The sequence below is a fragment of the Streptomyces spirodelae genome (assembly GCF_017676385.1).
Classification (GTDB): domain Bacteria; phylum Actinomycetota; class Actinomycetes; order Streptomycetales; family Streptomycetaceae; genus Streptomyces; species Streptomyces spirodelae.
This window is the reverse complement of the sequence record NZ_JAFFZN010000011.1, coordinates 1-24,214: the sequence shown is the minus strand read 5'-3', so window position 1 is coordinate 24,214 and position 24,214 is coordinate 1. Positions and strand designations below refer to the sequence as shown.

The 24,214-nt window shown below is 70.5% G+C and carries 19 protein-coding genes and 1 tRNA gene; 8 read left to right on the top strand and 12 right to left on the bottom strand.

Annotation, left to right across the window (positions count from 1 at the left end; genetic code table 11):
* Positions 1-75: 75 nt before the first annotated feature.
* Positions 76-855: a GOLPH3/VPS74 family protein gene (locus JW592_RS13775; protein ID WP_209265343.1), complete on the bottom strand. Its 780-nt coding sequence runs from the start codon at positions 853-855 to the stop codon at positions 76-78.
* Between the two features lie 231 nt (positions 856-1,086).
* On the opposite strand from JW592_RS13775, the gene JW592_RS13770 reads away from it, so the two are divergent.
* Together JW592_RS13770 and JW592_RS13765 are read left to right on the top strand one after the other, a co-directional pair.
* On the top strand, positions 1,087-3,777 hold the full coding sequence (locus JW592_RS13770) for a D-alanyl-D-alanine carboxypeptidase (protein WP_209265342.1): 2,691 nt from the start codon (positions 1,087-1,089) through the stop codon (positions 3,775-3,777).
* A gap of 304 nt (positions 3,778-4,081) precedes the next feature.
* On the top strand, positions 4,082-6,028 hold the full coding sequence (locus JW592_RS13765) for a DUF8823 domain-containing protein (protein WP_307805409.1): 1,947 nt from the start codon (positions 4,082-4,084) through the stop codon (positions 6,026-6,028).
* Between the two features lie 36 nt (positions 6,029-6,064).
* Here the strand turns inward: JW592_RS13765 and JW592_RS13760 are convergent, their stop codons facing one another.
* A complete protein-coding gene (locus tag JW592_RS13760) occupies positions 6,065-6,445 on the bottom strand; it encodes a VOC family protein (RefSeq protein WP_209265340.1) in 381 nt (126 codons plus the stop codon).
* Positions 6,446-6,666: 221 nt separating this feature from the next.
* Complete coding sequence (locus tag JW592_RS13755; protein ID WP_307805408.1) at positions 6,667-7,281, bottom strand: TetR/AcrR family transcriptional regulator; 615 nt, start codon at positions 7,279-7,281, stop codon at positions 6,667-6,669.
* Between the two features lie 277 nt (positions 7,282-7,558).
* On the opposite strand from JW592_RS13755, the gene JW592_RS13750 reads away from it, so the two are divergent.
* Positions 7,559-8,410, top strand: coding sequence for an NAD(P)H-binding protein (locus JW592_RS13750; RefSeq protein ID WP_209265339.1), 852 nt, complete (start codon positions 7,559-7,561; stop codon positions 8,408-8,410).
* Positions 8,411-8,538: 128 nt separating this feature from the next.
* Here the strand turns inward: JW592_RS13750 and JW592_RS13745 are convergent, their stop codons facing one another.
* The 4 genes from JW592_RS13745 to JW592_RS13730 all read right to left on the bottom strand — a co-directional run bounded on the left by JW592_RS13745 (position 8,539) and on the right by JW592_RS13730 (position 11,802).
* Complete coding sequence (locus JW592_RS13745) at positions 8,539-8,943, bottom strand: VOC family protein (RefSeq protein WP_209265338.1); 405 nt, start codon at positions 8,941-8,943, stop codon at positions 8,539-8,541.
* A gap of 230 nt (positions 8,944-9,173) precedes the next feature.
* Positions 9,174-10,364: an FAD-dependent monooxygenase gene (locus tag JW592_RS13740; protein ID WP_209265337.1), complete on the bottom strand. Its 1,191-nt coding sequence runs from the start codon at positions 10,362-10,364 to the stop codon at positions 9,174-9,176.
* Positions 10,361-10,960, bottom strand: a complete 600-nt coding sequence (locus JW592_RS13735) for a TetR/AcrR family transcriptional regulator (RefSeq protein WP_209265336.1) — start codon at positions 10,958-10,960, stop codon at positions 10,361-10,363. Before JW592_RS13735 ends, JW592_RS13740 begins: the two co-directional genes overlap by 4 nt.
* A gap of 284 nt (positions 10,961-11,244) precedes the next feature.
* Positions 11,245-11,802: a flavoprotein gene (locus JW592_RS13730; RefSeq protein ID WP_209265335.1), complete on the bottom strand. Its 558-nt coding sequence runs from the start codon at positions 11,800-11,802 to the stop codon at positions 11,245-11,247.
* A 239-nt stretch (positions 11,803-12,041) separates the two neighbouring features.
* On the opposite strand from JW592_RS13730, the gene JW592_RS13725 reads away from it, so the two are divergent.
* Both JW592_RS13725 and JW592_RS13720 read left to right on the top strand, forming a co-directional pair.
* Entirely contained in the window at positions 12,042-13,412 is a 1,371-nt protein-coding gene (locus JW592_RS13725; RefSeq protein ID WP_209265334.1) for a helix-turn-helix domain-containing protein, read from the top strand.
* Positions 13,413-13,728: 316 nt separating this feature from the next.
* Positions 13,729-14,154 (top strand): hypothetical protein, encoded by a 426-nt coding sequence (locus JW592_RS13720; RefSeq protein ID WP_209265333.1) that lies wholly within the window; start codon positions 13,729-13,731, stop codon positions 14,152-14,154.
* Between the two features lie 471 nt (positions 14,155-14,625).
* Here the strand turns inward: JW592_RS13720 and JW592_RS13715 are convergent, their stop codons facing one another.
* The 5 genes from JW592_RS13715 to wrbA all read right to left on the bottom strand — a co-directional run bounded on the left by JW592_RS13715 (position 14,626) and on the right by wrbA (position 19,470).
* Positions 14,626-15,384, bottom strand: coding sequence for a MerR family transcriptional regulator (locus tag JW592_RS13715; RefSeq protein ID WP_209265332.1), 759 nt, complete (start codon positions 15,382-15,384; stop codon positions 14,626-14,628).
* Positions 15,385-15,394: 10 nt separating this feature from the next.
* Positions 15,395-16,279: a DUF2268 domain-containing putative Zn-dependent protease gene (locus JW592_RS13710; RefSeq protein ID WP_209265331.1), complete on the bottom strand. Its 885-nt coding sequence runs from the start codon at positions 16,277-16,279 to the stop codon at positions 15,395-15,397.
* A 182-nt stretch (positions 16,280-16,461) separates the two neighbouring features.
* Positions 16,462-16,534 (bottom strand) — tRNA-Arg (locus JW592_RS13705).
* Positions 16,535-16,603: 69 nt separating this feature from the next.
* Positions 16,604-18,535, bottom strand: a complete 1,932-nt coding sequence (locus tag JW592_RS13700) for a glycoside hydrolase family 3 protein (RefSeq protein WP_209265330.1) — start codon at positions 18,533-18,535, stop codon at positions 16,604-16,606.
* Between the two features lie 308 nt (positions 18,536-18,843).
* Positions 18,844-19,470, bottom strand: coding sequence for an NAD(P)H:quinone oxidoreductase (wrbA, locus tag JW592_RS13695; protein ID WP_209265329.1), 627 nt, complete (start codon positions 19,468-19,470; stop codon positions 18,844-18,846).
* A 351-nt stretch (positions 19,471-19,821) separates the two neighbouring features.
* Here wrbA and JW592_RS13690 point away from each other — a divergent pair, with 351 nt between their 5' ends.
* The 3 genes from JW592_RS13690 (at position 19,822) to JW592_RS13680 (ending at position 23,979) form a co-directional block, all read left to right on the top strand.
* Positions 19,822-20,499 (top strand): TetR/AcrR family transcriptional regulator, encoded by a 678-nt coding sequence (locus JW592_RS13690; RefSeq protein ID WP_209265328.1) that lies wholly within the window; start codon positions 19,822-19,824, stop codon positions 20,497-20,499.
* 364 nt (positions 20,500-20,863) lie between these two features.
* Complete coding sequence (locus tag JW592_RS13685) at positions 20,864-22,417, top strand: MFS transporter (protein WP_209265327.1); 1,554 nt, start codon at positions 20,864-20,866, stop codon at positions 22,415-22,417.
* Positions 22,418-22,962: 545 nt separating this feature from the next.
* Complete coding sequence (locus tag JW592_RS13680) at positions 22,963-23,979, top strand: sigma-70 family RNA polymerase sigma factor (protein WP_209265326.1); 1,017 nt, start codon at positions 22,963-22,965, stop codon at positions 23,977-23,979.
* Positions 23,980-24,214 lie beyond the last annotated feature (235 nt).

The window sequence follows — 24,214 nt, the reverse complement described above, 5'->3', positions numbered from 1 at the left end:
CGGCGGGTCCGGCCCGTACCCGGTGAGGCCCTGCGCGCGCCGCTCGCGGCGGACGCGGCGGACGCGGGCGTGACCTCAGCGTGCTCCCGCCCGGACCATGCCACCCGCCAGATGCCGGGCCTGGTCCGGCAGATGCCGGGCCGGACCGGCGGCCGACGCCGTCGCCCGCGCGGCCGAGCGGCCCGAGGACGGTCCGCTCGCCGTGCCGGCCTGGGCCCGCCTCGACTGCGCCCCGACGCCGTTCTGGACGTCCATCACCGCGTGTGCGACGAGGCCGCCCATCGGGTCGTGCCTGATCAGGTCCCGCAGCCGGGAACGGCAGGACCGCCCCTCGTTGCCCGGGTAGAGGTGCTTGCCGAGACCGACCGCGTGGGCCAGCGCGGCGAGCGCCGCGGTCCGCGGGTCCGGCGGGACTCCGGTGCGGATCGCGGTGTCCAGCCGGGCCCTGATCTCCCGGCTGATGGCCGTCTCCGTCGCTTGATAGCGCGTCGTCGGCAGAACTCCGCACATCTGGCCGGAAACGGCGTGCACCATGCCGCACCGTTCCAGATGTGTGAGATAGGTTTGGCGCAGCCCCAACCGGGGCCCGCCGATCCAGTGGACAGCGCGCACCGGGCTGCCGCGCCTGCGCAGCAGCTCCAATGCGGAGTCCAGGGTCGGATCTCCGGTCGGCCGTGGCAGCACCACGGCGATACGATCCCCATCAGGGGCTATCCGTCCTGCCAGAGCCAGCTCCACTAGCTGTGCTCCGGCCAGGCCGAGGTCAAGCGACTGCGGCTGCGCCGTGGTGCCCGTTGCCGGGTCCAGGGCGAGCAACAGCAGCTCCTCGGGAATTGTTCTGCGGCTCCTGCCCATCCATGCCTCCCCGCGTGGATGAATGACAGGGTGACCCCTCTCACAATGGTCTGTCGAGAGCGCCCGGACCTTATGGGTGGGAACCAGTAGGTATGTCGTTCTCGTCTGGCGCTGGGGGAGGCCGCACGGGCAGCCCTCCGGGGGAGCACCGCCACGCCGGTGGCGCCCTCGGTGCATAGGACACTGTTAACTGGTATCGCGAGCGGCGAGCAGCAGCATCAGGAGGCATCGGTGGCGGGCGAATCCCCCGACAGGTCGGAGCGGGAGAGGTCGTCGGGGGAGACGACGGGGAGCGGCGGGACGGTTGCACGGCCCGACGAGACGGCCGAAAAGAAGCAGTCGAAGAGCTCCGGAGCGGAGAACGGTGCCGGTACGGCGACCCGGGACACGGCTCCGTCGAAGATCCCCGCACCCACGTCCCCGGCCGGGGAGCCGGACGACGAGACGGGTGGCAGGACGGCTGACCCGGAGGGCACGGCGGAGCGGGACGAGGCCATAGCGGCCGGTGAGCCCGCGACGGGGGACGAGGGCGACGCGCGCCTGAAGTCGGCCGTGGCCGCCTGGGTCGCGGGCGACGGCGCTCCCGCCGACGCGGACGGCGCCGAGGGGCAGAAGACCCCCGCGAACGGTGCCGACGGTGCCGGTGTGGACGCGCGCGCCGGGAAGAACGGCGACGGCGCCGCTTCCTCGGATCTCCCCGTCCGGCCCAAGTCGGAGGACGCCCAGTCCGACGTCGACACCGACGCCGGTACCGCCGCCGAAGCCGATTCCGGCCCCGAGGCCGACCTCGCGCCGCAGGGCGACGCGCCGACCGCGATGTTCGGGATCGTACGGCCCGGGAGCGACCGTTCCCGCCAGGAGGACGACGTCGCGGCGGCCGACCGCGCCGAGCGGCTGACCTCGGCGTTCTTCGGCGCACCCAAGGACGCGAAGAGCGCCGGAGAGGACGACAAGGACGACAAGAGCGGCAAGAGCGGCAGGAACGGCGGGGCCGCTGACCAGCCGACGGCGGTCTTCCGTACGCCCGACACCAAGCGGGGCGAGACGAAGAGTCCGCAGAGCTCGCAGAAGCCGGGCAAGGCGGAGGAGCCGACGAAGTCGGAGGACGGTGAGAAGCCGGAGGGCGGCGAGAAGCCGGAGAAGTCCGGCAGAAAGGGTTCAGCCGATCCCTCGGGCGCCCCCGACCCCCGGAAGTGGGACGGCAGCGACAAGGGTGGCAGCGACAAGGGCAGCCGCGACAAGGGTGGCAGCGAGGAGTCGGAGGCCGAGCGGACCAGCCAGTTCGTCCCGCTCCGCTCCGCCGACGAGCCCCGCACCCCCGCCAAGTCGACGCCGTCGACGCCGTCGACAGCAGCGGGTGCGACGGGCGCGGCGGCCGCGACCCCGGCGGCGCCCGGCAAGCCCGCGTCGTCGTCCCCGTCGGCGCCCACCGCCAACCCGTGGTCGGCGGCCCCCGCACGCCCCGCCGGTGCCCCCCAGTCGCCGGCGGCTCCGGGTAGCGCGCCGGGCACGTCGGCCGGAGCGGCCGATCCGTCGGCATCGGCACCGGCACCGGCACCGGCACCGGCACCGAGCCCCGCCGAGAGCGAGCCGGAGCGTACGCGGCAGCAGCCGATGCCGGGCAGCCCGGAGGCGGGCGGCTCGCAGCCGCAGCCGCTGGATCTGCTGGCGCAGCTCACCAACAGTCCGCCGCCGCCCGAGACGCCGCTGCGCACGGCTGCCCGCCGGGTGAAGATCTGGACGCCGCTGGTGCTGCTGCTCGCGGTGATCTTCGTGGTGGTGCAGGCACTGCGTCCGCTGCCGGACCCCGAGCTGTCCATGACGGCTGCCGGTACGTACACCTTCGAGGGTGACAAGCCGTCCATGCCCTGGCCCTCCGAGGGGCAGGCCGTGATCGACGTGGACGGGCTGGGCAGCTTCGGCTCGCACGGCAAGCAGAAGCCGGTGCCGATCGCCAGCGTCGCGAAGGTGATGACGGCTTACGTCATCCTGCGGGATCACCCCGTGAAGAAGGGGACGAAGGGCGAGATGATCCCCGTCGACCAGAAGGCGGAGGACGAGGCCGGGCTGAGCGCGCAGAACGAGTCGACCGTCAAGGTCAAGGCGGGCCAGAAGATCTCGCAGCGGGAGGCGATGGATGCGATCATGATCGCGTCCGCGAACAACGTGGCACGGCTGCTGGCCCGCTGGGACGCGGGCTCGGAGAAGGCGTTCGTGAAGAAGATGAACGCAGCCGCCAAGGACCTGGGCATGACCAACACCCACTACACCGACCCCAGCGGTCTGACGGCCTCGACCGTGAGCACCGCGGCCGACCAGGTCAAGCTGGGCAAGAAGGTGATGGAGAGCCCGCTGTTCCGCGAGGTCGTGCGGCAGCCGCAGTACGTGGACACCAACGGCAAGAAGCAGTCCAACTGGAACAGGCTGGTTCCGATGGACGGCGTGGTCGGCATCAAGACGGGTACGACGACCAAGGCGGGCGGCAACCTGCTGTTCGCGGCCGAGAAGGAGATCGCTGGTACGAAGCAGCTCATCATCGGTGCCGTCCTCGGGCAGTACCAGCCTTCGATCCTGGACACCGTGCTGGCCGCCAGCAAGAAGCTGATCGACGCCGGCCAGGACGCGCTCACGGCCAAGAAGGTGGTCAAGAAGGGCCAGGTCGTCGGCTATGTCGACGACAAGCTGGGCGGGAAGACCCCCGTCGTGGCCACCAAGGACGTGACGGCAGTGGGCTGGTCGGGTCTGAAGGTGAAGCTGAAGCTGACCGACAGCGGCAAGACCATCCCGCACGAGGCCGGGCCCGGCACCAAGGTCGGCAGCCTCACCGTGGGTGACGGTCCTGGCCAGGTGAAGGTCCCGGTCGCCCTCCAGAGCGACCTGACCGAACCAGGGTTCGGGGACAAGCTGACCCGCGTCGGCTGAACCATTCCGTGCTCGGCTGAACCATTCGGTGCCCCAGTGCGTCCACCGTCCCGGTCGGCATGTCCGGTTCACGGCTCACGCCCCGCCCCGCGCGCCTCGCCCGCCCCACGGGCGGCCCGGCGCGTGGGGCGGTGGGGAGTCCGGTGGGAAGTCCGGTGGTGTCGTCCGGTAACGTCGTGCGGATCTGAGCCGCACATTCGTACGGGGAGGACGGGGAGAGAGCGCAGTGGCCACTGTGCACCCACCGCGGACGCCGGAGTCGGACCCTGACCCCGGCGCCGGTGAGATAGCTGGAAGTCCTGGCGTGGACGACGCCACGGGCGCCGTTCGCACACCTGTACCCGGACAGCGCCCGGAGTCGACGAGGGACGCCAAGGGCGAGGCCGCCGAGAGCGGGGCCGCCAAGGGCGGAGCTTCCGAGGGCGGGGCCACCAGGAGCGGGGCCACCAGGAGTGGCGCTGCCGAGAGCGGTGCCTCGGACGATGCCGAGGGCCGGGCGCGGCTGCGGCGCGCGGTCTCCAAGCCGCTCCCCGTCGTCGGTATCACCCTGGCCGTCGCTTCGCTGCTCCACCTGCTCTGGCTGTGGTTCCTCGCCAGCGGCGGCGGGGACCTGGCCGCGCAGGACGCCTGGGCCGAGTTCGCGGGCGAGCATCCCGGTTCGGCCTACAACCTCGCCTGGTACGGCGGGCTGCACCCGTTCTCCTACAGCGTGATCTCGCCGTATCTGATGGCCGTGATCGGCGTCCGCACGACGCTGATCCTCTCCGGGGTGCTCTCCGCGGGGCTGCTGTCGCTGCTCCTGGCGCGGACGGTCCCCAAGCCCCTGCTGCCCTCTCTGTGGGGGGCCTTCGCCTTCGCGTGCAACGCCGCCTCGGGGCGCGTCACCTTCGCGCTGGGCGTGCTCTTCGGGCTGGGCGCCGTCGCCGTCGTCTGGACCTGGCCCGCGCGCTGGCGCGGGGGGCGCGCCAGTCGGCTCGCGCGGTACACGCGGGCGGCTCTGGCGGTGCTGCTGGCCGCGCTGGCGACCGCCGCCAGCCCTGTCGCCGGGCTGTTCCTGGAAGTCGTCGCGGCCTCACTGCTGCTGGCACGCAGGCCCGCCGCGATGTTCGCCGTCGCCCTTCCGCCGCCGGCGGTCGTGGCCGCCTCGGCGCTGCTCTTCCCGTTCACGGGTGTGCAGCCGATGCCGTTCTGGTCGCTGATCTTCCCGGTGCTGGGCGCCGTGGCAGTCGTACTGCTGGTCCCCAAGTCGTGGACGGCCGTCCGGGTGGGTGGTGCCATCTATGCCCTGGGCATCGTGCTGACCTGGGCGATCCCCTCGCAGGTCGGCTCCAATGTGGAACGGCTCGGACTGCTGTTCGGCGGGGTGGCGCTGCTGGCGGCCGTGCCGATCGCGGTAGGGCACGGGTGGCGGCCGTGGAAGTCCCGTCGTGGTCTGGCCATGGCGCTGGCGCTGCTGGTGACCTTCGGCTGGCAGATCGGCAAACCCACCTGGGACGTGCTGCACACCACGCCGGACACCAACTGGGCCGGTGAACTGGAGCCGCTGCTCGCCCAGCTGAGGAAAGTCGACGCGGACCGGGCGCGGGTGGAGGTCGTCCCCGTCAACAGCCACCGGGAGGCTTCGGCGCTGGCTCCGTACGTCAACCTGGCCCGTGGCTGGAACCGGCAGGCCGACCTGGAGCGCAATCCGCTCTTCTACGAGGAGAACCTCAGCCCCGAGCGCTATCACGCGTGGCTGCGCCGCTGGGCCGTGCACTACGTCGTCCTCCCCGCCGACCCGCCCGACCTCGCCGGCGGCGTCGCCGAGGCCAAGCTGGTGGGGGAGGGCCAGCCCTATCTGAAGGAGATCTGGTCCGACGACAGCTGGCGGCTGTTCCGGGTCAAGGACCCGGTGCCGCTGGTCGACGCCTCGGCGTCCGTGGAGCGCGCCGACGCCGAGAGCGTGACCGTACGCGTACGCGAGAGCGGGCGGGTGCTGGTGCGGGTGCCGTACTCGCCGTGGCTCGGGCTGGTCGACAAGGACGGCGACCGGGTGGCGCCCCCCTCCGCCGAGAGCGGCAACATCAACGGCTGTCTGCGCAAGGCGGAGCCCACGTTCGGCGGTCCGCCCCCGGAGGGGAAGGACAAGCCGGTCCTGGACACCTGGACGGTCCTGGACGCGCCGCGCCCCGGCGTCTACCGGATCGCGGCTCCCTACAAGCTGCCGCGCGGCACGCCCTGCCCCGAGGGGGAGGACGGCTCGGACGGCTGAGGAGCCGTCTGTCCCGCAACCGCTCAGGCGGGCTCTTCACCCGCCGTAGTGGCGGGTGATGATCTCCAGCATGTGCCCGTCCGGGTCGGCCCAGTAGACACCGCGGCCACCGTCGTTGTGGTTGATCTCGCCGGGGCGGGTGCGCATCGGGTCGGCCCAGTAGGTGAGCCGCGCCTCCTTGATCCGGGCGAAGACGGCGTCGAACTCCTCCTCCGAGACGAGGAACGCGTAGTGCTGGGGCGTGATCGGACTCTCCCCGGCATCGGCGAAGTCGAGCGCCACGTCGTTCTCGGTGACGACCGGCAGAAACGGGCCGTACTGCGGCCGGACCTCCAGGCCCAGCAGATCGGCGAGAAACTCGGCGGAGCGCTTCTTGTCGCTGGCGTACACGATCGTGTGGTTGAGCTGAATCGACATCGCTGTCCCCTCGACTCTGGACTCTGGATCTGAGCTCCGCTCCGGATGCGGGCCCGGCTCGTTCAGCACAACGACCGGACAGCGGGAGGAATGCCTGGTTCGGGACGGGACCTTGGTCGTAGGACCGACGAACCGGCCACGGGCGGTTCGACGGCAGAACCGGCCGGTGGCCGCCGCGCCCCGCGGTCTCCGGTCCGCGGTCCGCGATCTGCGGTCTGTCGTCAGCCCAGGCGCCGGACGATCCGGCGCAGCTGTTCGGTGTACAGCTCCCGGAACTCGGGCGACTCCGGGTCCATGCCGAGGACCGAGCGCACTGCGTGCGGCACCACCACAGGGGTGGCGACCGCGCTCATCAGCAGCAGGAGGACGACGCCCGGATCGAGCTCTGTCGCGATCTCCCCCGCCTCCTTGCGGCGCTCCATGTCCGAGAGGTCCTCGCGGTCGCCCTCCTGCCCGGCCCCCGTCAGCCCTGCCCAGGCGTTCAGCCGGGGGCCACGGGGGTCGTCCAGTGCCTGGGCCAGATAGCGCGCCACGACCTCGTCCAGTGGCACGCCCGGCTCGTTGAGCGACTCCTCGCTCTCGGTCCAACGGCGGCTCAGCTCGTTCCACAGCCCTTCCTTGCCGCCGAAGTAGTAGGCGATCAGCTGCTTGTTGAGCCCCGCGCGGTCGGCGATGTCCTGCACTCGCGCCCCGGCGAACCCTTTGGCGGCGAACTCGTCCAGCGCCGCCTCGAGCAGGAGGCGGCACGAGCGCTCCGGGTCGAGTTTGCGCTCCTTGGGGCCGGGCGTGCGGCGCGGGGAGCGTGCGCTGGGCGAGGGGGCGGGTTTGTCGCTCACGGTGTCCAGCGTAGCGGCCGCGCGTGCAACCTCATCTATTCGGTTGACTTCTTCATCCATCTGGTTGAAAGATGCCGTCTGGTCCGTCCGGTATCTGGTCCTTCGCAGCTGGCCGCTCCCGGCGCCCGGCTGTCCTGCCGTACGCCGGAAACCGGTGCGCCGCGCGTCGAGCAGCACCCGTACGACCTTTTCGGCAGCACACACGCACAACACAGCACACCGTCACAACACGGCACACCGACCAACACAGCACGAACCCACAATGAGGGAGAACAACATGATTCTGGTGACCGGAGCGACCGGAAACGTCGGCCGCCCGCTCGTCGCCCGGCTGACCGCCGAGGGCCACGAGGTCCGCGGTCTGACGCGGAACCCCGACCGCGCCCGGCTGCCCGACGGCGCGACACCGGTCGCGGCGGACGATCTGGGCGCCGCGCTGGACGGAGCTTCCGCCGTCTTCCTCAACCCCGCCGCCTTCTGGCACGGACCCGGGGACCTCCTGCAACTCGCGGCCGAACGCGGGGTGAAGCGGATGGTGACCCTCTCGTCGTCCTCGGTCGTCCAGGCGATCCCCACCGTGGACCCCCACAACCCCATCGCGGAGCACCACCGGTCACTGGAGAACGCGGTGGAGACCGCGGCGGCCGCGGCCGGTATGGAGTGGACGCACCTGCGACCCGGCATGTTCGCCACCAACACCCTTGCGTGGGCCGAGGGCGTACGGCGGGACGGTGTGGTGCGCGCCGCCCACCCCAGGGCACACGCCACACCGATCCACGAGGACGACATCGCCGCCGTCGCCGCCCTGGCGCTGACCGGTGCGCTCGGCGGCAGTGGTGCGACACCCGTACTGACAGGTCCCGAGTCGCTGACCCAGGCCGAACAGCTCCGCCTCATCGCAGAAGCGACAGGACGGAGCCTGCGGTTCGAGGAGATCCCGCAGGAGGAGGCCCGCGCGGGCATGGTCGCCGACGGCATACCCGCCGGGATCGCCGACGTACTGCTCGACATGGCCGCCCGCTCCGTGGACACTCCCGCCGAGGTCTCCCCGGGAGTCGAGGAACTCACCGGCAGGCCCGCCCGCACCTTCGCCCAGTGGGCCCGGGACCACGCGGCGGACTTCCGCTGAGGTGTCGTGGCGGCGGTTGCCCGTGGGCGGGCTCTTGGGCGGCCTGCGGGTGGTCCGTAGGTGGCCCGTAGGTGGTCCACGGGTGGCCCGGTGGGCGGCTACGGGCCGGTGGGCAGGCGGCTGGCCGGTCAGCCCTCGATCGCCGCCGGGTCCATCCACATGACCTCCCAGATGTGGCCGTCCGGGTCGGCGAAGGAACGCCCGTACATCGGGCCCTCCTCCTGCGGGTCGCCGTGCGCCGCCGCGCCGGCGGTCAGCGCGGCGTCGACCAGTTCGTCGACCTCCTCGCGGCTGTCGGCCGACAGACACACCAGCACCTCGCTGGTCCGGGCGGTGTCGGGGATCTCCCGCTGCGAGAAGGACTTGAAGAACGGCTCGACCAGCAGCATCACGTAGATGTCCTCGCTGACCACCATGCAGGTGGCGTTCTCGTCCGTGAACTGCGGGTTGAACGAGAAGCCGCACTTGGTGAAGAAGTCGACGCTGCGGTCCAGGTCCTTCACCGGCAGATTGACGAAGATCTTCCGGGACATGCTGTGCCTCTTCTCTGCGCTCTGCTGCGCTTCGCTCTGCTGGGCCTGCTGACGGCTCCCGTAGCGGCGCGTGAGGCTCTCTACGGGGGCTGAAAAGCTCTTCGCAGGGGTAGACCGGGCCCGGCGGCGGAACTCATCGCTGTCCCGGAAGAATTTTCGGCGGACTCGCAGGGGCTGCCCCGGAGGACCTGGCGGTCCCCGCCTGGCCCCTGGCGGTCCCGGAGGCCGCTTCACTTCGTCAGTTGCGACAGCTCCGCCGGCTTGCCCGTCACTGTCGAGGCGATCAGCCGGTTGACTCCGGGCAGCCCGGTGAGCCGCATCGCCGCCCTGCGCAGCCGCAACCGCGCTGCGCTGTTGGGCAGGAACCAGCGCGTTCCCTGGTGCGCCACGCGTTGTTTGTCCTCGGCCACCGGGCGCCACAGCTGCTCGTACCGTTCCAGCCCGGCATGTACGTCACCGTCCGCTGCTGCCAGTTGCGCGGCCAGCACATGGGCGCCCGCGACGCCCAGGGACGCGCCCTGACCCGCCAGCAGGGAGACGGCGTAGCAGGCGTCACCGACCAGCACCGTCCTGCCACGGCTCCAACGGGGCAGCACTGTCTGGGCCACATGGTCGTAGTAGATCTCCTCGGAGGGTGGACAGGCCGCCAGCGCGCGCGGCACCACCCAGCCCAGCGAGCCGTAGATCTCCCGTACGGCGCTGCGTGTGTCCTGGGGGAGCGGTGCGGACGGGTCGTCCACCCGGTGCACGGTGAAGGCCGCGACCTTGCCGCTGCGCAGCGCGTAGAAGCCCATCTGGCGGCCGACCGTGTCCGTCAGGCAGAAGCGCCCCTCTACCTGTTCGTACACCTGCGGGTCGTCGAAGACGAACGCCGCCGTGTGGAAGCCCAGCTGGCGCAGGCAGTGCTCGTCGGTCCCCTCCTGGCCGAACGCCAGGGAGCGCACCGTGGAGTGGATGCCGTCGGCGCCCACCAGCAGATCGGCGTCCCGCACGCTGCCGTCGCTCAGTGTGACGCGGACACCGTCTTCCCGGTCGTCGGCGTCCGTGACGGTCAGGCTGTAGCGCAGCTCCACCTCGGCGGGCAGGCTTTCCCGGAGGGCGAGTTCGAGGTCGGGCCGCATGATGCTGAGCAGCTTTCCGCCGGTCGCATCGGAGAACTCCCCGTAGTCCAGACCGGCCCGACGGCGCCCCCGCTCGTCCACGAAGGCCGCCTCGCTGATCAGGTACCCGAGTTCCCGGAGGCGTGGCAGCAGCCCCATCTCCTCGGCCGCCTCGAAACCGACCCCGAAGAAGTCGATCATGTATCCCTGTTCGCGCGGCCCTTGTGCGTGTTCCACGATCTCTACCTGCCAGCCGTGCGCGGCCAGCTGGCGAGCGAGCGCGAGTCCGGCGATTCCCGCACCACAGATGACAGCCTTCACGCTGTCTCACCTCCAGAATTCGTCCCGATGAGCAGTCGTCGCAGCACAGGCCCGACGGCTGCCGAGCTGAGCGAGGGCGACACGGGTCTGTGCAGCATCAGCCCGTCGACCGCGGCCATCAGCACGGCGGCGGTCTCCTGCGGCTGCCGCACCCGCTGCACGCGCAGATGGCCGGCCAACTCCTCGCGCGCGCCGGTGAGGAGGCGCGCCAGGCCACTCTTCAGCTCTTCGTCGCGGGTGGCCGCCAGATAGGTCTCGGTGAACAGCAGCGAGGTCGTGTCGGTGCCCGAGTAGGCGTCCAGCGTGCTCAATATGCGCTCCAGCGCCTCCTGCGGGGTGGCGGCGGCCTTCAGCAGCACCGTCAGCTCGTGGAGGAGCGCTTCGACGGCCCCCAGCGCTGCCTGCCGCAGCAGCGCGCCGAGCGAGGCGAAGTGGTAGTGCACCAGGCCCTGTCCGACCTCTGCCCGCTCGGCGACGGCGCGGGTGCTCACCGCCGACCAGCCGCGCTCGGTGATCAGTTCCGCACCGGCCCGCAAGAGCCGCTGCCGCACCTCGTGGCCGCGCTCCGCTGCCGTGGGAGGGGGTGGTGGGGCCATGGAGGAGCCTCCTCGTAAGGGCGGTTCTCGGGTGGGGCGGCCCGGACCGGCATCCGGGCCGGGCGCTCGTGGAGCCGACGCTCGTGGAGCCGACGCCCGTGGGCGGGTGCCCGCGGGCTGGGCGTGCATGGATTGGGCGTTCGCCTTGGGCAATTGACCAAGGCGAACGCCCAAAGGGTACCTCGCTGTGAGCGCGAGAGGAAAGACGGGCCGTGACCGGTGCGACGGGTCTGGTGGCGGGCGCCGCGGCCGGCCTGTTGGGCCAGTGGCGACCGGCCTGGCCGTCACTGCGGGAGGCCAGCGTCCCCGGCTGCCTCTTCCACGGCGGCCAGCGCGAGCTCCCAGGGGAACGCGTCCGGGCGGCCCCGGCCCGGCGCGTTGGGTACGAAACCGCCCTCCCCGTACAGCACCCGCACCCCGGCCCGCCGCAGCGTCTCCAGGGAGGTGCCGAACTGAGGGTGGCGGGCAAAGGCGGCGTTCACACATGGCATCGTCACCAGAGGAATGCCCTTGCCGATCGCCTCGGCGGCGAAACCGACGACGAACTTCTCCGTGATCCCGAGCGCCCACTGGTTGACCGTGTTGAACGTCGCCGGGGCCACCAGTGCGGCCGTGGCGGGCGGCCAGGCGTCCGGCTGGCCGGGCATCTTGTAGTGCGAGCGCACCGGATGCCCTGTCTGCTGCTCAAGTTCAGGAAGCTGATCGGACAGCCAGTGCGCCGCAGTCGGGGTGAGCCCCAGGCACACGTCCCAGCCGACGCGTTGGGCGTCGCCGAGGACATCGGCGACCCGCAGCACAGGTGGCGCCGCGCAGCCGAGCAGATACAGGACGCGTGAGGCCATACGGGCATCCCACCACGAAGCCCGCGTCCCTCGTGTCTCCTCCCGGGCACCTTGGTGGGGGTTCGGAACTCTTGCTCCATGTACAAGGCGCCGCCACCTCCCACTCAGCGCGGTCGTTTCTCATACGGCGCCCCGCCGCGCAACCTCGCGGAACTCGATCGAGTGGCACTCGCGGCCGAAATGCATCGCTGGCGCACACCGCACATACGGTGCCCGGGCATCGAGGAACGGAGTCGCGGATGCGCGGTATGCAGGAAGAACACGCGGGCGTCCGCATCGCCCACCAACGCAAGCTGGCCGGACTGACCCAGCGCGGCCTGGCCGCCAGAATCCCCTATTCCTACAGCCTGTTACGACAGGTCGAGGAAGGACGGAAAAACGCCTCGCCCGACCTGGTCTCGGCCGTGGCGCGGGTGTTGCGTATCGATGTGACGGTGCTGACAGGCCAGCCCTACGTCACCGAGCTCCAGCAGGACCGGCTGGCCGCCCTCATCCGTCCCATCAGGGAAGCGCTCGACCTGTACGACCTCTACGACTGGCACGAGGCGTACGAACTCGACCACGTCCACGTCCACGACCACTACCACGATCCGGGCCGAGCGGACGACCGGGTGCCCCGGACACCCCAATCACCCCAGCAGCCCCAGACCTCACAGGTATCGCAGGCACCACAACTGCCACAGGAGTCACGGACACTTCCAGCACCCCACGCCCCGCAGCGCAGATCCCGTACTCCGGCCGAACTCGCCGCCCAGGCCGACGAACTGTGCCGGATGGTGCGCGCCACCCAGCTCAGCAAGGCCGCCCACGCCCTGCCCGCCTTCATCGCCGAGGCCGCGGCGGCCGCCCACCACGGCGGGACGACCGGGCTGTGGCAGACACTGGGTTCCGCGTACCGCACGGCCCACGACATCGCCACCAAGCTGGGCTTCTACGACCTGGCCACCATCGCCCTGGACCGGCTCGGCTGGGCCGCCGAGCGCGGTTCCGACCCGCTGATGGCCGCCGTACGGCAGTACATGCGCGCCCTGGCCTACTTCCGCGAGGGCGAGCACACCATCGGGCTGCGGCTCATCGACGCGGGGTACCGGGCGCTCTCCTGTACCGACAGCGCCGAGCAGGAGGCCCGTGCGGCACTCGTCGTACGGGGGCAGCTGCACCTGGGGGCGAGCGTCATCGCGGCCCGCGCACACGACGCGAACGCTGTCGACAGCCACTTGCGCGAGGCCGCCTCCTATGCGGAGCGCACCGGTGAGGCGGAGCGGGTGTACTGGCTGAGCTTCGGACCGGCCAATGTGGCGGTCCACGAAGTGTCCGCACAGGTGGAGATGCGGCGCTACGGCAAGGCGCTGGAGAAGTCGCGCGGGGTGCGCCTACCGCACGGCTGGCCGATGTCGCGCCGGGCACACTTCTACGTCGACCGGGCACGGGCCGAGATGGAGACCGGACGCGGCGACGCCGCACTGGAGTCCCTGGTGACGGCACGCAAACTGGCGCCCGAGCAGACCCGTTACCACCCAGGAGCACGCGAGACCATCAACGGCCTGGTGGCGCAACGTCGCCGGACGCCCGACTCACTGGACAACATGGCTGCCTGGCTGTCCCTGTGACCGCCCGGCGGCTTGACGTACGGTGCGGCGGCCGCGGCGGGAGGCGGACGACTGGTGATCACTGTGTGCGACGGTGGTGTCACGCATTGGTGACACTTTCTGGTTGCCGCTGTCGGCAGAGTGGGTCGCGTTCCAACAGGTGAAGACATGCGGAGAGCGTGAGGAACCGTGAAATGCGCCCTACAGCACGGGGACGCGCGACGCCACGAACTGCCGGCGCCCGGGCGGCCGAAGCTGCCGAGGACGCCGGGGACGCAGCTGGACAAGCAGCCGAAGGCGTCGCAGAAGCCGCCGCAGAAGACGCACAGGAGAAGCCGTGACCGTGTGGTGGCCGCTGCCGAAGGGGCTGGATGCCGTGCTGTTACCCGCCGGGGAGTGGTGGGACGCGGTAAGGGTCCCCGCGTACCTGGGAGAAGGCGTACTTGCCCGGCTCGGCTCCTCGTCCGGCGCGGCCATCCGCGACCCCTACGGCAGCAGGCTCTACTGGCTCATCGAGCCGGGCAGCGCCCAGGGCTGGTCCTTCTGCGAATTCGCCGCCGTCCAAGTGCTGAGTACGGCGAGCTGGGTGACCGTACCGCCCAGCAGCCGTCTGCACCCTCCAGGCCCGCACTGGGCGGTGCCCTGCACACCGGCCGGCTCGCTGACACCCGCGCCCGTCCTGCACGCCGCACTGCACACCACGATCACCCAGAACCTCGGCCCTCGCCCGCGCCAGACAGCGCCACCGATCGAAAGCCAGTGACCGCTCGCTGCACTCGATCACGTCACGTGCCCTCGATCACGTCACGCCTCACCGCACGTCACGCACGCGGCCGAGTGCAGGGCTGTCCGTCACCTCCAGAACTCCAGGACGCGGCACCGTCGTGGCCGTGACGACGAGGACCGCCACCCACCGCGCGGCCCAGCATGCCGAGATGGCGCGGCCCTGCGGTGAACGCCGCAGGGCCGCCGGGCGATCCCGCGAAGGCACCGAAGACGGCGACTCCCAGCGCCGTACCGGTCTGCCGGGCCGCGTTGTTGACGCCGCTGGCCGGCCCCGACCGGAGGTCACACCGTGACGCGCCGATCAGCGCCAACCGCTGGCAGCGCGTTCCCTTGGTCGTCAGGGCGCCGCACTTGGACTGCGTACGCGCCACGAACACGCGCCTCCCGGCTCTCGACCCGACTGGTCCGGCCAGAGTCTTGGGAACCCTGCCGCCACCGGAAGGCCGAACTACATCCGGGTCCGCGCATACGCTTGCAGTGCGTCGCGGACGAATGCGGCCCCCGCGGCGTCGTCGTACATGTCGGCGAAGCGAGGGTCGTCGACGTACATGTCCCCCAGCCCCTTCACCATCTCGATCGAGCACTCCCGGTCGCCTTCGGCCGTGGGAGTTCCGGGGATCTGGCTCAGCCACCGGATGTGCCGGGCAGCCAGTGACTGCGCCTGTTCCGATGTCGGAGAAACACCGGCCTTCGCCGCTTCGACCCACGCGGCGACGAGGTCCTCGGCGGCCTGCTTCCAGGCCCGCTGCTGGTCAAGGGTCTTGCCGTGCCACCAGTCGTTGCTCACCTGGAACGCGCGCTCGCCCCAGCGCGAGATCACCTCGTCCTTGTAGTGGTCGTTGAACCCGGCCAACATGACGTCCATCCGAGGTTCCATCCCCGCCTGCAGAGCGTCGAGCGTGTGACGTACGGACCGGAGCTGCCGGTCGATGCGGTCCCGTTCCTCTTCCAGCGTGGTGATGTGCGCGCGGAGCCCGTCACACGTGTCCACCTCCTCGGCCAGGACAGCGGCGATGGCCGGCAGACCCATGCCGAGCCGACGCATGAGCAGGATCCGCTGGAGCCGGGCGACCGCACCTGCGTCGTAGTAGCGGTACCCGTTCGCACCGACCCGGGACGGGGCCAGGAGCCCGACGCGGTCGTAGTGACGCAGGGTGCGACTGGTGATGCCGGCCCGTGTAGCGAGCTCCTGGATCGTCCACTCCACCGTCCCAGTGTCACCCGCGGCCGAGCGTGGCGGCGATGATCTCCGAGCTGTCGGCATGCAGGGCCTGCGCCGCCGTCTGCCCGGTCGCCGCCAGGTAGGTGTCCACCAGCCTGTTGCCCGCGGCGTACCCCGCGCCCATCGGCAGTCCCACCGGAGTGAGGCCGAAGCGCTCGGCGCCGGGGTCGCCGTGCACCCAGGCAGTGAAGTTCTGCATGCCCGTCACATCGAGCCCGGTGAGCACCTTGTCGAAGACCTCGTCGTCGTGCAGGTGCGGTACCCCGATACGGGCGTAGCCGAGCTCGTCGCCGTAGAGCTGACGGGCGAAGGCGTCGGCCAGGCCCTCGCCGACGATGTGCTCGCCGACCGTGACGGTCATCGGGTCCCACACCACCCCGCCTGGGGCCCATCGCAGGTTGTGGTGGAGCTCGTGCACGGCAGTGGCCTCCAGCCGCTCCACGTTCTCGGGGAAGGGCCAGAACGTGATCGATATGTGGCCCGAGATGCCCCCGAACCCGGTGACACCTCGGCAGGGTCCCATGAAGTGCTCGTCACCCGGGTCGCCGAGCACGAACAGCACCGTGATGTCCGGAACCTTCAGTCCCGGCGTCGCCTCCAGCAGCACGGTGAGCGCGTCGTCGAGGGCACATCGCATCCGCTCCCAGGCTCCGGCCGCAGCGAGCGTGTCGAGCGCGTCGAGGCAACGCTCCTCGTCCCGGTCGACGGGGAACCCGGATGTCTCGAGGTGCGTGGCCACCAGGTCGACCCCGCCGGGGTGGTAGCGGTACATGCCCTTGTTGGGCTCCAGCATCGAACGCAGCAGGCCGACACGGTCCGCGACCGGGGCCGTCAGAATCCGCCGCATGGCGGAGCAGGTGTCAAGAACGGTGATCGACATGGCCCTGACGCTAGAAGTTGACGCAACGACAAGGTCAAACCACCACCGGCCCCCGCCCCTGCCACTCTTCACGGCCTACGCGCACGGCACACATGCCATATGAGTGCCGCATGACGAGTACCGCAACACCAAAGGCCCTCCCGTCCGCTGGACGGCAGGGCCTTTGACCAGGTATTTCTCGGTGCCCCCGGCAGGATTCGAACCTGCGACACCCGCTTTAGGAGAGCGGTGCTCTATCCCCTGAGCTACGGAGGCGCGCGGATCGGGATGATCCGCGCGCCTAGCCTAGCGGATGAGGGATCGCCGTCGGCAACGTCGTTGGGGTCAGTAGTGCAGGCCGTGGCCGAAGGGGTAGAGGGGGCGGTCGGGGTCGTCGAGGGTGGGGATGGGGACCGGGAGCTCGCCGTGGGGAGCGACCTCGCCGTAGAGGACGCGGGCCAGGGCGGTCATGGAGGGGGTGCCGTAGTTGTAGGTCGCCAGGTAGGCGGGGACGTCGGGGAAGCGGCGGAGGTCGTAGGGCAGGCGTACGCCCGTCACGATCAACCGGCGTCCGGTGGCGGCCAGGGACGCGATCAGCTGGGCCTGGGCGGCGCCGTCCTCCTTGCCGGCGGCGGAGGCGTTGGCGAGGACCACGGTGACGTCGTGACTGCGGGCGGCCTGCGTGGCTTCGTCGATCTTGGCGGTGTTCGGCCGGCTGCCGGTCTCCAGGGTGGTCGTCAGCTGGCCGCGCCGTTCGCCGATGGCGCGGGCCAGGGCGGCGAGGGGACCGGTGCCCCAGCCTGTGACGAGGACGGTCGCGGGGGTACGGGGGAGGGGGAGCGCCCCGTCCTCGTTGCGGATCAGGGTGACCGTTCGCTCCGTGATCTGCCGGGCCCGCGACCGGTGCCGTCTGCTGCCGACGATCCGTGCGGCGCGCCGTTCGCTCACGTACGGGGACGGGAACAGTCGCCTGTGCAGCTTGTGTTCGAGGATGCGCAGGACGGAGCTGTTCAGTCGCGCCTCGGTGATCTGTCCGGAGCGTACGGCGTTCCGTACAGCGGCGAACGCCTTGTCCAGCTGCGGTGCCAGGACCAGTTGGTCGCAGCCTGCCTGGAAGGCGCGTACGGGGGCGACGTCGGGCGGGAAGTCGGTGGTGGCGCCCCCCATGTCCAGTGCGTCCGTCGCGATGACGCCCTTGAAGCCCAGTTCCCCGCGCAGCAGCCCGGTGACGATCGGCCGTGACATGGTCGCGGGCACCCTGGAGGGGTCCAGGGAGGGCACGACGATATGCGCTGTCATGATCGTGTCCACTCCGCGCCGGATGGCGGCACGGAACGGCGGCAGGTCGATGCGGTCCAGCTCCGCGCGTGTGTGCTTGATCTCCGGCAGCCCTGTGTGGCTGTCGACGTCTGTATCACCGTGGCCCGGGAAGTGCTTTGCCGCGCTCGCCACGCCGCCCCGATGGTAGCCGCGTACGGCGGTGGAGACGAACTGGGCGCACAGGCCGGTGTCCGACCCGAACGAGCGAACGCCGATGACGGGGTTGGCGGGATTGATGTTGACGTCGGCGACGGGCGCGTAGTTCTGGTTGATGCCGACGGCGGCCAGCTCCGTACCGATGATCTCGGCGCTGTCGTAGACGTCGCGGGTGGAGCGCGTCGCTGCGAGCGCCATGTTGCCGGGGAGCTGGGTGGCCGGCTCCAGCATCCGGTAGACGACGCTGCCGCCCTCCTGGTCGATGGAGATCAGCAGCGGTACCCGCGCACCGGTGCGTACGGCGGCGCGCTGCAGCCCGTTGGACAGGCGTGCGATCTGGCGCGGCTCGCGGACGTTGTCGGGGCCCCGGCGGGCGTCGAAGTAGATGACGCCGCCCGGATGGTACTTCCGGATCACCTCCGTCGGCGTCGGGACGCCGTACAGCTTGCGGTTTCCCTCGTGCTCCGTCTCCGCGGTCTGGCCGTAGACCTCGATGACGAACAGCTGTCCGATCTTCTCGTCGAGGCTCATCCGCTGCAGCAGGGCCGCCGCCCGGGCGTGGACGGCGGATGCGGAGGAGGTCGTCGGGGCGTTCCCCTCCGTGCCCCCCTCCGTGCCCCCCTCAGCGCCCGTCTCCCTGCCGGGGACGGAACGGGGCGCGGGTGGGGCGGCTTGCGCTGTGCCCGGCGCGGAGGAGGCCGTGACGCCGATCGCTGCCGCGGTGCCGGCGGCAGCGGCGAGGACGTTTCTGCGGGAGGTGGGCTGGCCGGAGGTGTGTTCGCCGGAGAAGGGCTGCTGCATCGGAACGCTCCTCACATGTGTGGGTGGAGCACGTGGGTCATGTGGGGGTCACCGCTGGATGCAACAGCATCGTCCCAGCGAGGCGACGGCTCGGACCAGACGCCGCGCGGGACTTCATGGGTCCAGTCCAATGGCGTACGGCGCACTCGTTCGGGGGCCGGGGGCCGGGGGCCGGGGGTCCTGGGGATTTCTGGGGCCTTGTGGGCTCTGGGGGCCTGGGGGCTCTGGGGAGGGAGGTGGAACGGGTGGGGGAGCACGGGACGCGGCACGGTTCCTGCTGTGTCTGCCTGAGGGCACCCTGGCTCCGCCTACTCCACCGCGAGCCCCGCCTGGAGCGCCCGCGTCACCCGTACGACTCGCTCGGCCTGGACGCGGGCCGCCTTCAGCGCGGTGCCGTCGACCGGCTTCTGGCCCTGCGCGTCGACGTGTGAGGTGCCGTAGGGATTGCCGTCCTCGAACTTCGAGGCGTCCGTGTAGCCGGGCGGGACGATGATGCCGCCGAAGTGGTGAGCCGAGTTGTACAGCGCCAGCAGGGTGCTCTCCTGGCCGCCGTGCAGGGTGGAGGACGAAGTGAAGCCGCTGTAGACCTTGTCGGCCAGCCGTCCTTCCGCCCACAGCGGGCCCAGGGTGTCCAGGTACTGCTTGAGCTGCGAGGTCACATTGCCGTACCGGGTGGGGGTGCCCAGGATCGCCGCGTCCGCCCAGTCGATGTCGTCCGGGGTGGCCTCGGGGATGTCCGCTGTCTCGCGGGCGTTGGCGGTCCAGGCGGGGTTGGAGTCGATCGCGGACTGCGGCGCCAGCTCCTGTACGCGCCGCAACCGGACCTCTGCACCCGCCTTCTCGGCCGTGGCGGCGATCTCCTTGGCGAGGGCGGCGATGGTGCCTGTCGCGGAGTAGTAGATGACCGCGACCTTGACGGGGGTGGGGTTGGACATTGCCGCTCCGTTCTCCTGTGTGAAGTCTCTTGTGCGAGGTCTTTTGTGTGAGGGCTGGGTGGGGGCGGGGCTGTGGGGACGGGTAGCCCGGTCCGGCCGGTACTGGCCGAGTACCGGCCGAGGGCTGTGTTATCCACGTGACCACTGAGGTTTCCGGTGATGTGAGTCACACCAGTCAGGGGAAATAACCGGGGAGCGCGTCCCCGTTTACGTAGGCGTTCGCGAAACGGGGACCAAGTCCCCGGATCGCGAACTGCAGCACTACCGCAACACAGCACCACAGCAACAAGCACCGCCGTACCGCGTAGGTGCCGTACCGGTCCGTTCGGCCTGGGGAGCGAGGGAACACAGATGCGCAGCGCAACCGCCGCCAAGCGCGTCGCCGGCAAGGGCGTCGCCGCTGAATGCGTTGCCCCCAAGGGGCGCGCTGACGCGGCCCGCAATCGTGAACGCATCCTCAACGCGGCCCGCGAGGCGTTCGTCGTCCACGGAGCCGACGCGTCCCTGGATGAAATCGCTCGCGCGGCAGGGGTCGGAAATGCAACCCTCTACCGGCACTTCCCCGACCGTGACTCGCTCGTGCACGGCGTGATGCATGCCGTCACCGAGCGAATCGCCGAGCGGGCGGAGCAGGCGCTTGCCGAGGAGGAGAACTCCTTCGAAGCGCTGCGCCGCTTCGTCTTCGGTGCGGTCGAAGAGCGCATCGGTGCGCTCTGTCCAATGCTCTCGGGGCGTTTCGATCCCATGGAGCCGCGGTGTCTGGCGGCTCGCGCGCGGGTCGAATGGCTCACCCAGGAGCTCATCAGGCGGGCCCAACAGGCGGGCGAAGTGCGTACCGACATCGACGTCGGCGACGTGATGGTCGCGCTCAGCCAGCTCACCCGGCCGCTGCCGGGCGTCGGCTGCCAGCGCATCGAACGCTTCGTCGAGCGTCATGTGCAGCTCTTCCTGGACGGGCTGCGCGCCCCCGCCAAATCCGAACTACCCGGCCACGCCGTGACACTGGAGGAACTGCGACAGGACAACTGATCTCCGTAACCGCAGCGCCGAGGGGTTGTCGCACCGCTCAGTTTTTCGCCCCTGCGGAGTCATCTCTCCCGAGTCCCTCCTTCTCCCTTCCGGACTCCTGACGCACAAACCCTGGCTCAGCCACTGACGCAGCCACCTGTTGGCCTCGCCGCCGCCAGACCTCCCAGCCAGACCTTCCTGTCCCAGACCTTCCCGTTCCAGATCTTCCAGCCCAAGTTCCCGCAGCCCCTGAGCCCAGACTTCCTCCGCCACCGACTCTTCCAGCTGTAGAGACCGCCAGAGCCGCACCGTCACATCACCGACTTCGGCGTCGTCTCTTCCACGTCCCTTTTTTCGTACTCCGCACCGTGAGGTAGGCACATCCATGCCAGAAACGCCATCTCCGGCCGACGCACAGGCCGGGCTCGACCCCCGGCGATGGAAGGCGCTGGCCTTCATCGCCATTGCGCAGCTCATGGTCGTCCTCGACGCGACGATCGTGAACATCGCGCTCCCCTCCGCCCAGGCCGACCTGGGCATCTCCGACGCCAACCGGCAGTGGGTCGTCACCGCCTACGCCCTCGCCTTCGGCGGACTGCTGCTGTTCGGCGGCCGGATAGCCGACATGTGGGGCCGTAAGCGCGCCTTCGTGACCGGACTCGTCGGCTTCGCGGCAGCATCGGCACTGGGCGGCGCCGCGACCGGAGAGGCCATGATGCTGGCCGCGCGGGCACTGCAGGGTGCGTTCGGCGCACTGCTGGCGCCGGCCGCACTGTCGCTGCTCGCGGTGATGTTCACCGACGGCAAGGAGCGCGCCAAGGCGTTCGGCATCTACGGCGCCATCGCGGGTGGCGGCGGCGCCATCGGCCTGATCCTCGGCGGTCTGCTGACCGAGTACCTGGACTGGCGCTGGACCTTCTACGTCAACGTCCCGTTCGCGGCGGTCGCCGCCCTCGGTGCGATCACCGTCATCCGGGAGCCGTCCGGCACCCGGAACCGCTCCGCGCTCGACATTCCCGGGGTCGTCCTCTCCACGCTCGGCCTCGTCTCGCTCGTGTACGGGTTCACCCGCGCGGAGACGGACGGCTGGAGCGACGGCGGCACCATCGCCATGTTCGTCGCTTCGGTCGCGCTGCTGGGCGCGTTCGCCCTGGTCGAGTCCAAGGTCCGGGCGCCGTTGCTGCCCCTGCGGGTGGTCACCGACCGGAATCGCGGCGGGGTCTACCTGTCGCTGGGCCTGGCAATCATCGCCATGTTCGGGCTCTTCCTGTTCCTGACGTACTACCTCCAGGTGGTCAAGGACTACTCCCCGGTCCGCACCGGGGTGGCCTTCCTGCCGATGGTGGTCGGCATGATCACCGGCTCCACGCAGATCGGAGCGCGGCTCATGACCCGCGTCCCGGCCCGTCTGCTGATGGCGCCCGGCTTCCTGCTCGCGGCGCTTGGCATGCTGCTGCTGACGCAGCTCGAGGTGGACAGCTCCTACCCGGCGCTGATCCTGCCCGCCATGGTGATGCTCGGCCTCGGCCTCGGTACGGCCTTCATGCCCGCCATGTCCCTGGCCACGCACGGTGTCCAGCCGAGTGACGCCGGTGTCGCCTCCGCGATGGTCAACACCTCGCAGCAGGTCGGCGGAGCCATCGGTACGGCGCTGCTGAACACCATCGCGGCCAGCGCCACCACGTCGTACGTCACCTCGCACGCGGCCGAGGCCACCAGCAAGCCCGCACAGCAGATGCTGAAGCTGCAGGCCATGGTGCACGGCTACACCTCGGCGATCTGGTGGGCGGTGGGCATCCTGCTCGTCTCGGCCACGCTCGTGACAGTGCTGGTGAACGCCCGTGGCGGCAACCAGGCCCCCGGCAAGACGCTGGACGGCGAGACGGACGGCGACGCGCCCGGCGGCGAGCCGGAGCCGGTCCTGGCGGCCATGCACTGACGGCTCGGTCAACGCACTGACGGCTCGGTCGACGGTCCAGACAGCGGCCCGATGACGGCCCGGTCACGGGGCCGGGCCACCGGCGGCCCCTGTACCCCTTCCGCAGGGGTACAGGGGCCGCTCTCGTGCTGCTGGGGTTCCGGGGCTCCTGTCGGGCCTCGGGCGGCCCGAGCCGCTCCGGACCGGAGCCGCTCCGCAACAGGGTGCCGGAGGGGCTCACACAGCACTCACGCAACCAAGTGGAAACGCCAGCCGTCTAGACGGGTGAAGGGCGACGAGGGTGACGCCCGTCCGGCAGCCGCAGAGGGGGGCCGGGAGACGGCTCAGAGCGGCTCCACACCGCTCCGACCAGCACCTGAGTGCGTGCTGTCACCGTCCTGCCCGCATGGGTAGCCGCGCAGTCTACTGCATGATCGGAAAAATGTTGCGCGTGTTGGGAATTTAGTCCGGATTCCAGCCGTTGACATCTACGCAAGGCGGGCACTCGTGAAGTGTCCGAGTCAGCCACCAGGCCAAAGTTTCAGATCACTCGCAAGGGAGCACGCATGGCAACCCGTGCCGTCGCCCGTCGTCAGGAGAACACGACCGGTGTCTCCGACACGGCAAGCAGTGTTCGCGCCGCTGGCAGCGAAGTCGCGGACCGCGACCTGGTCGGCATGTATCTCGACGAGATCGCCCGCACTCCGCTGCTGGACGCCGCCAAGGAAGTCGAGCTGTCGCTCGCGATAGAAGCGGGCGTCTACGCCCAGCGTATCCTCGACGGCCTCGAGAAGCCGGTTTCCAGCGACTCGCCCGGCGCGACCGCGAGCCGCGAGGAACTGGAGGGCATCGTCGCCGAGGGCGAACGGGCCAAGGACATCTTCATCCGCTCCAACCTGCGCCTCGTGGTGGCTGTGGCCCGCCGCTACCCGCGCAGCGGCCTGCCCCTGCTGGACCTGATCCAGGAGGGCAACGCCGGACTCGTGCGCGCTGTGGAGAAGTTCGACTACACGAAGGGCTTCAAGTTCTCCACCTATGCCACGTGGTGGATCCGCCAGGCCATCACCCGCTCCATCGCCGACCAGTCCCGCACCATCCGGCTCCCCGTCCACTTGGTGGAGGAGCTGGGCCGCATCCGCCGAGTGCAGCGCGAGTTCAACCGCGAACACGGCCGCGACCCGGAGCCGGCGGAGGTCGCCGCAGAGCTCAACTCCACCCCGGAGCGGGTCACGGACGTACTCGACTGGGCGCGCGACCCGGTCAGCCTGAACATGTCGGTGGACGACGAGGGGGAGACCCAGTTCGGTGACCTGCTGGAGGACACCTCGGCCGCGTCTCCTGAGCAGTCCGTGCTCACGGTGCTGCGCCGGGAAGAGCTCGACGACCTGATCGGCAGGCTCGATGACCGTACGGCCTCGATCATCAAGGCCCGCTACGGCATGGTCGACGGGCGGGAGCGCACGCTCACCGAGGTCGGCAAGCAGCACGGGCTGACACGCGAGCGCATCCGCCAGATCGAGAAGCACGCCCTCCTGGAACTGAAGAAGATGGCCCATGACACGGGCTTCGACGAAGCGGCGTAACACCCACCCGGCCGGCGCCCAGCGCCCGCCCCGTCGTCGTCCCCATAGACGAGCCCCGGTGCCTTCCCCCGAGCGCCGGGGCTCTTTGCTGCCTGCTTCTCTTCGCAGGGCCCGGGGGCGCGGGCGCTCCCTACCGGGTCCCTTCCCGGAGCTTCCTCCGGGCCTTCTTCCCCCCGTTATCTTCTTCGCGGTCCTGCAAGAGGGCCGCTGGCCTCCGGGCCCGGCATGGCTGGTC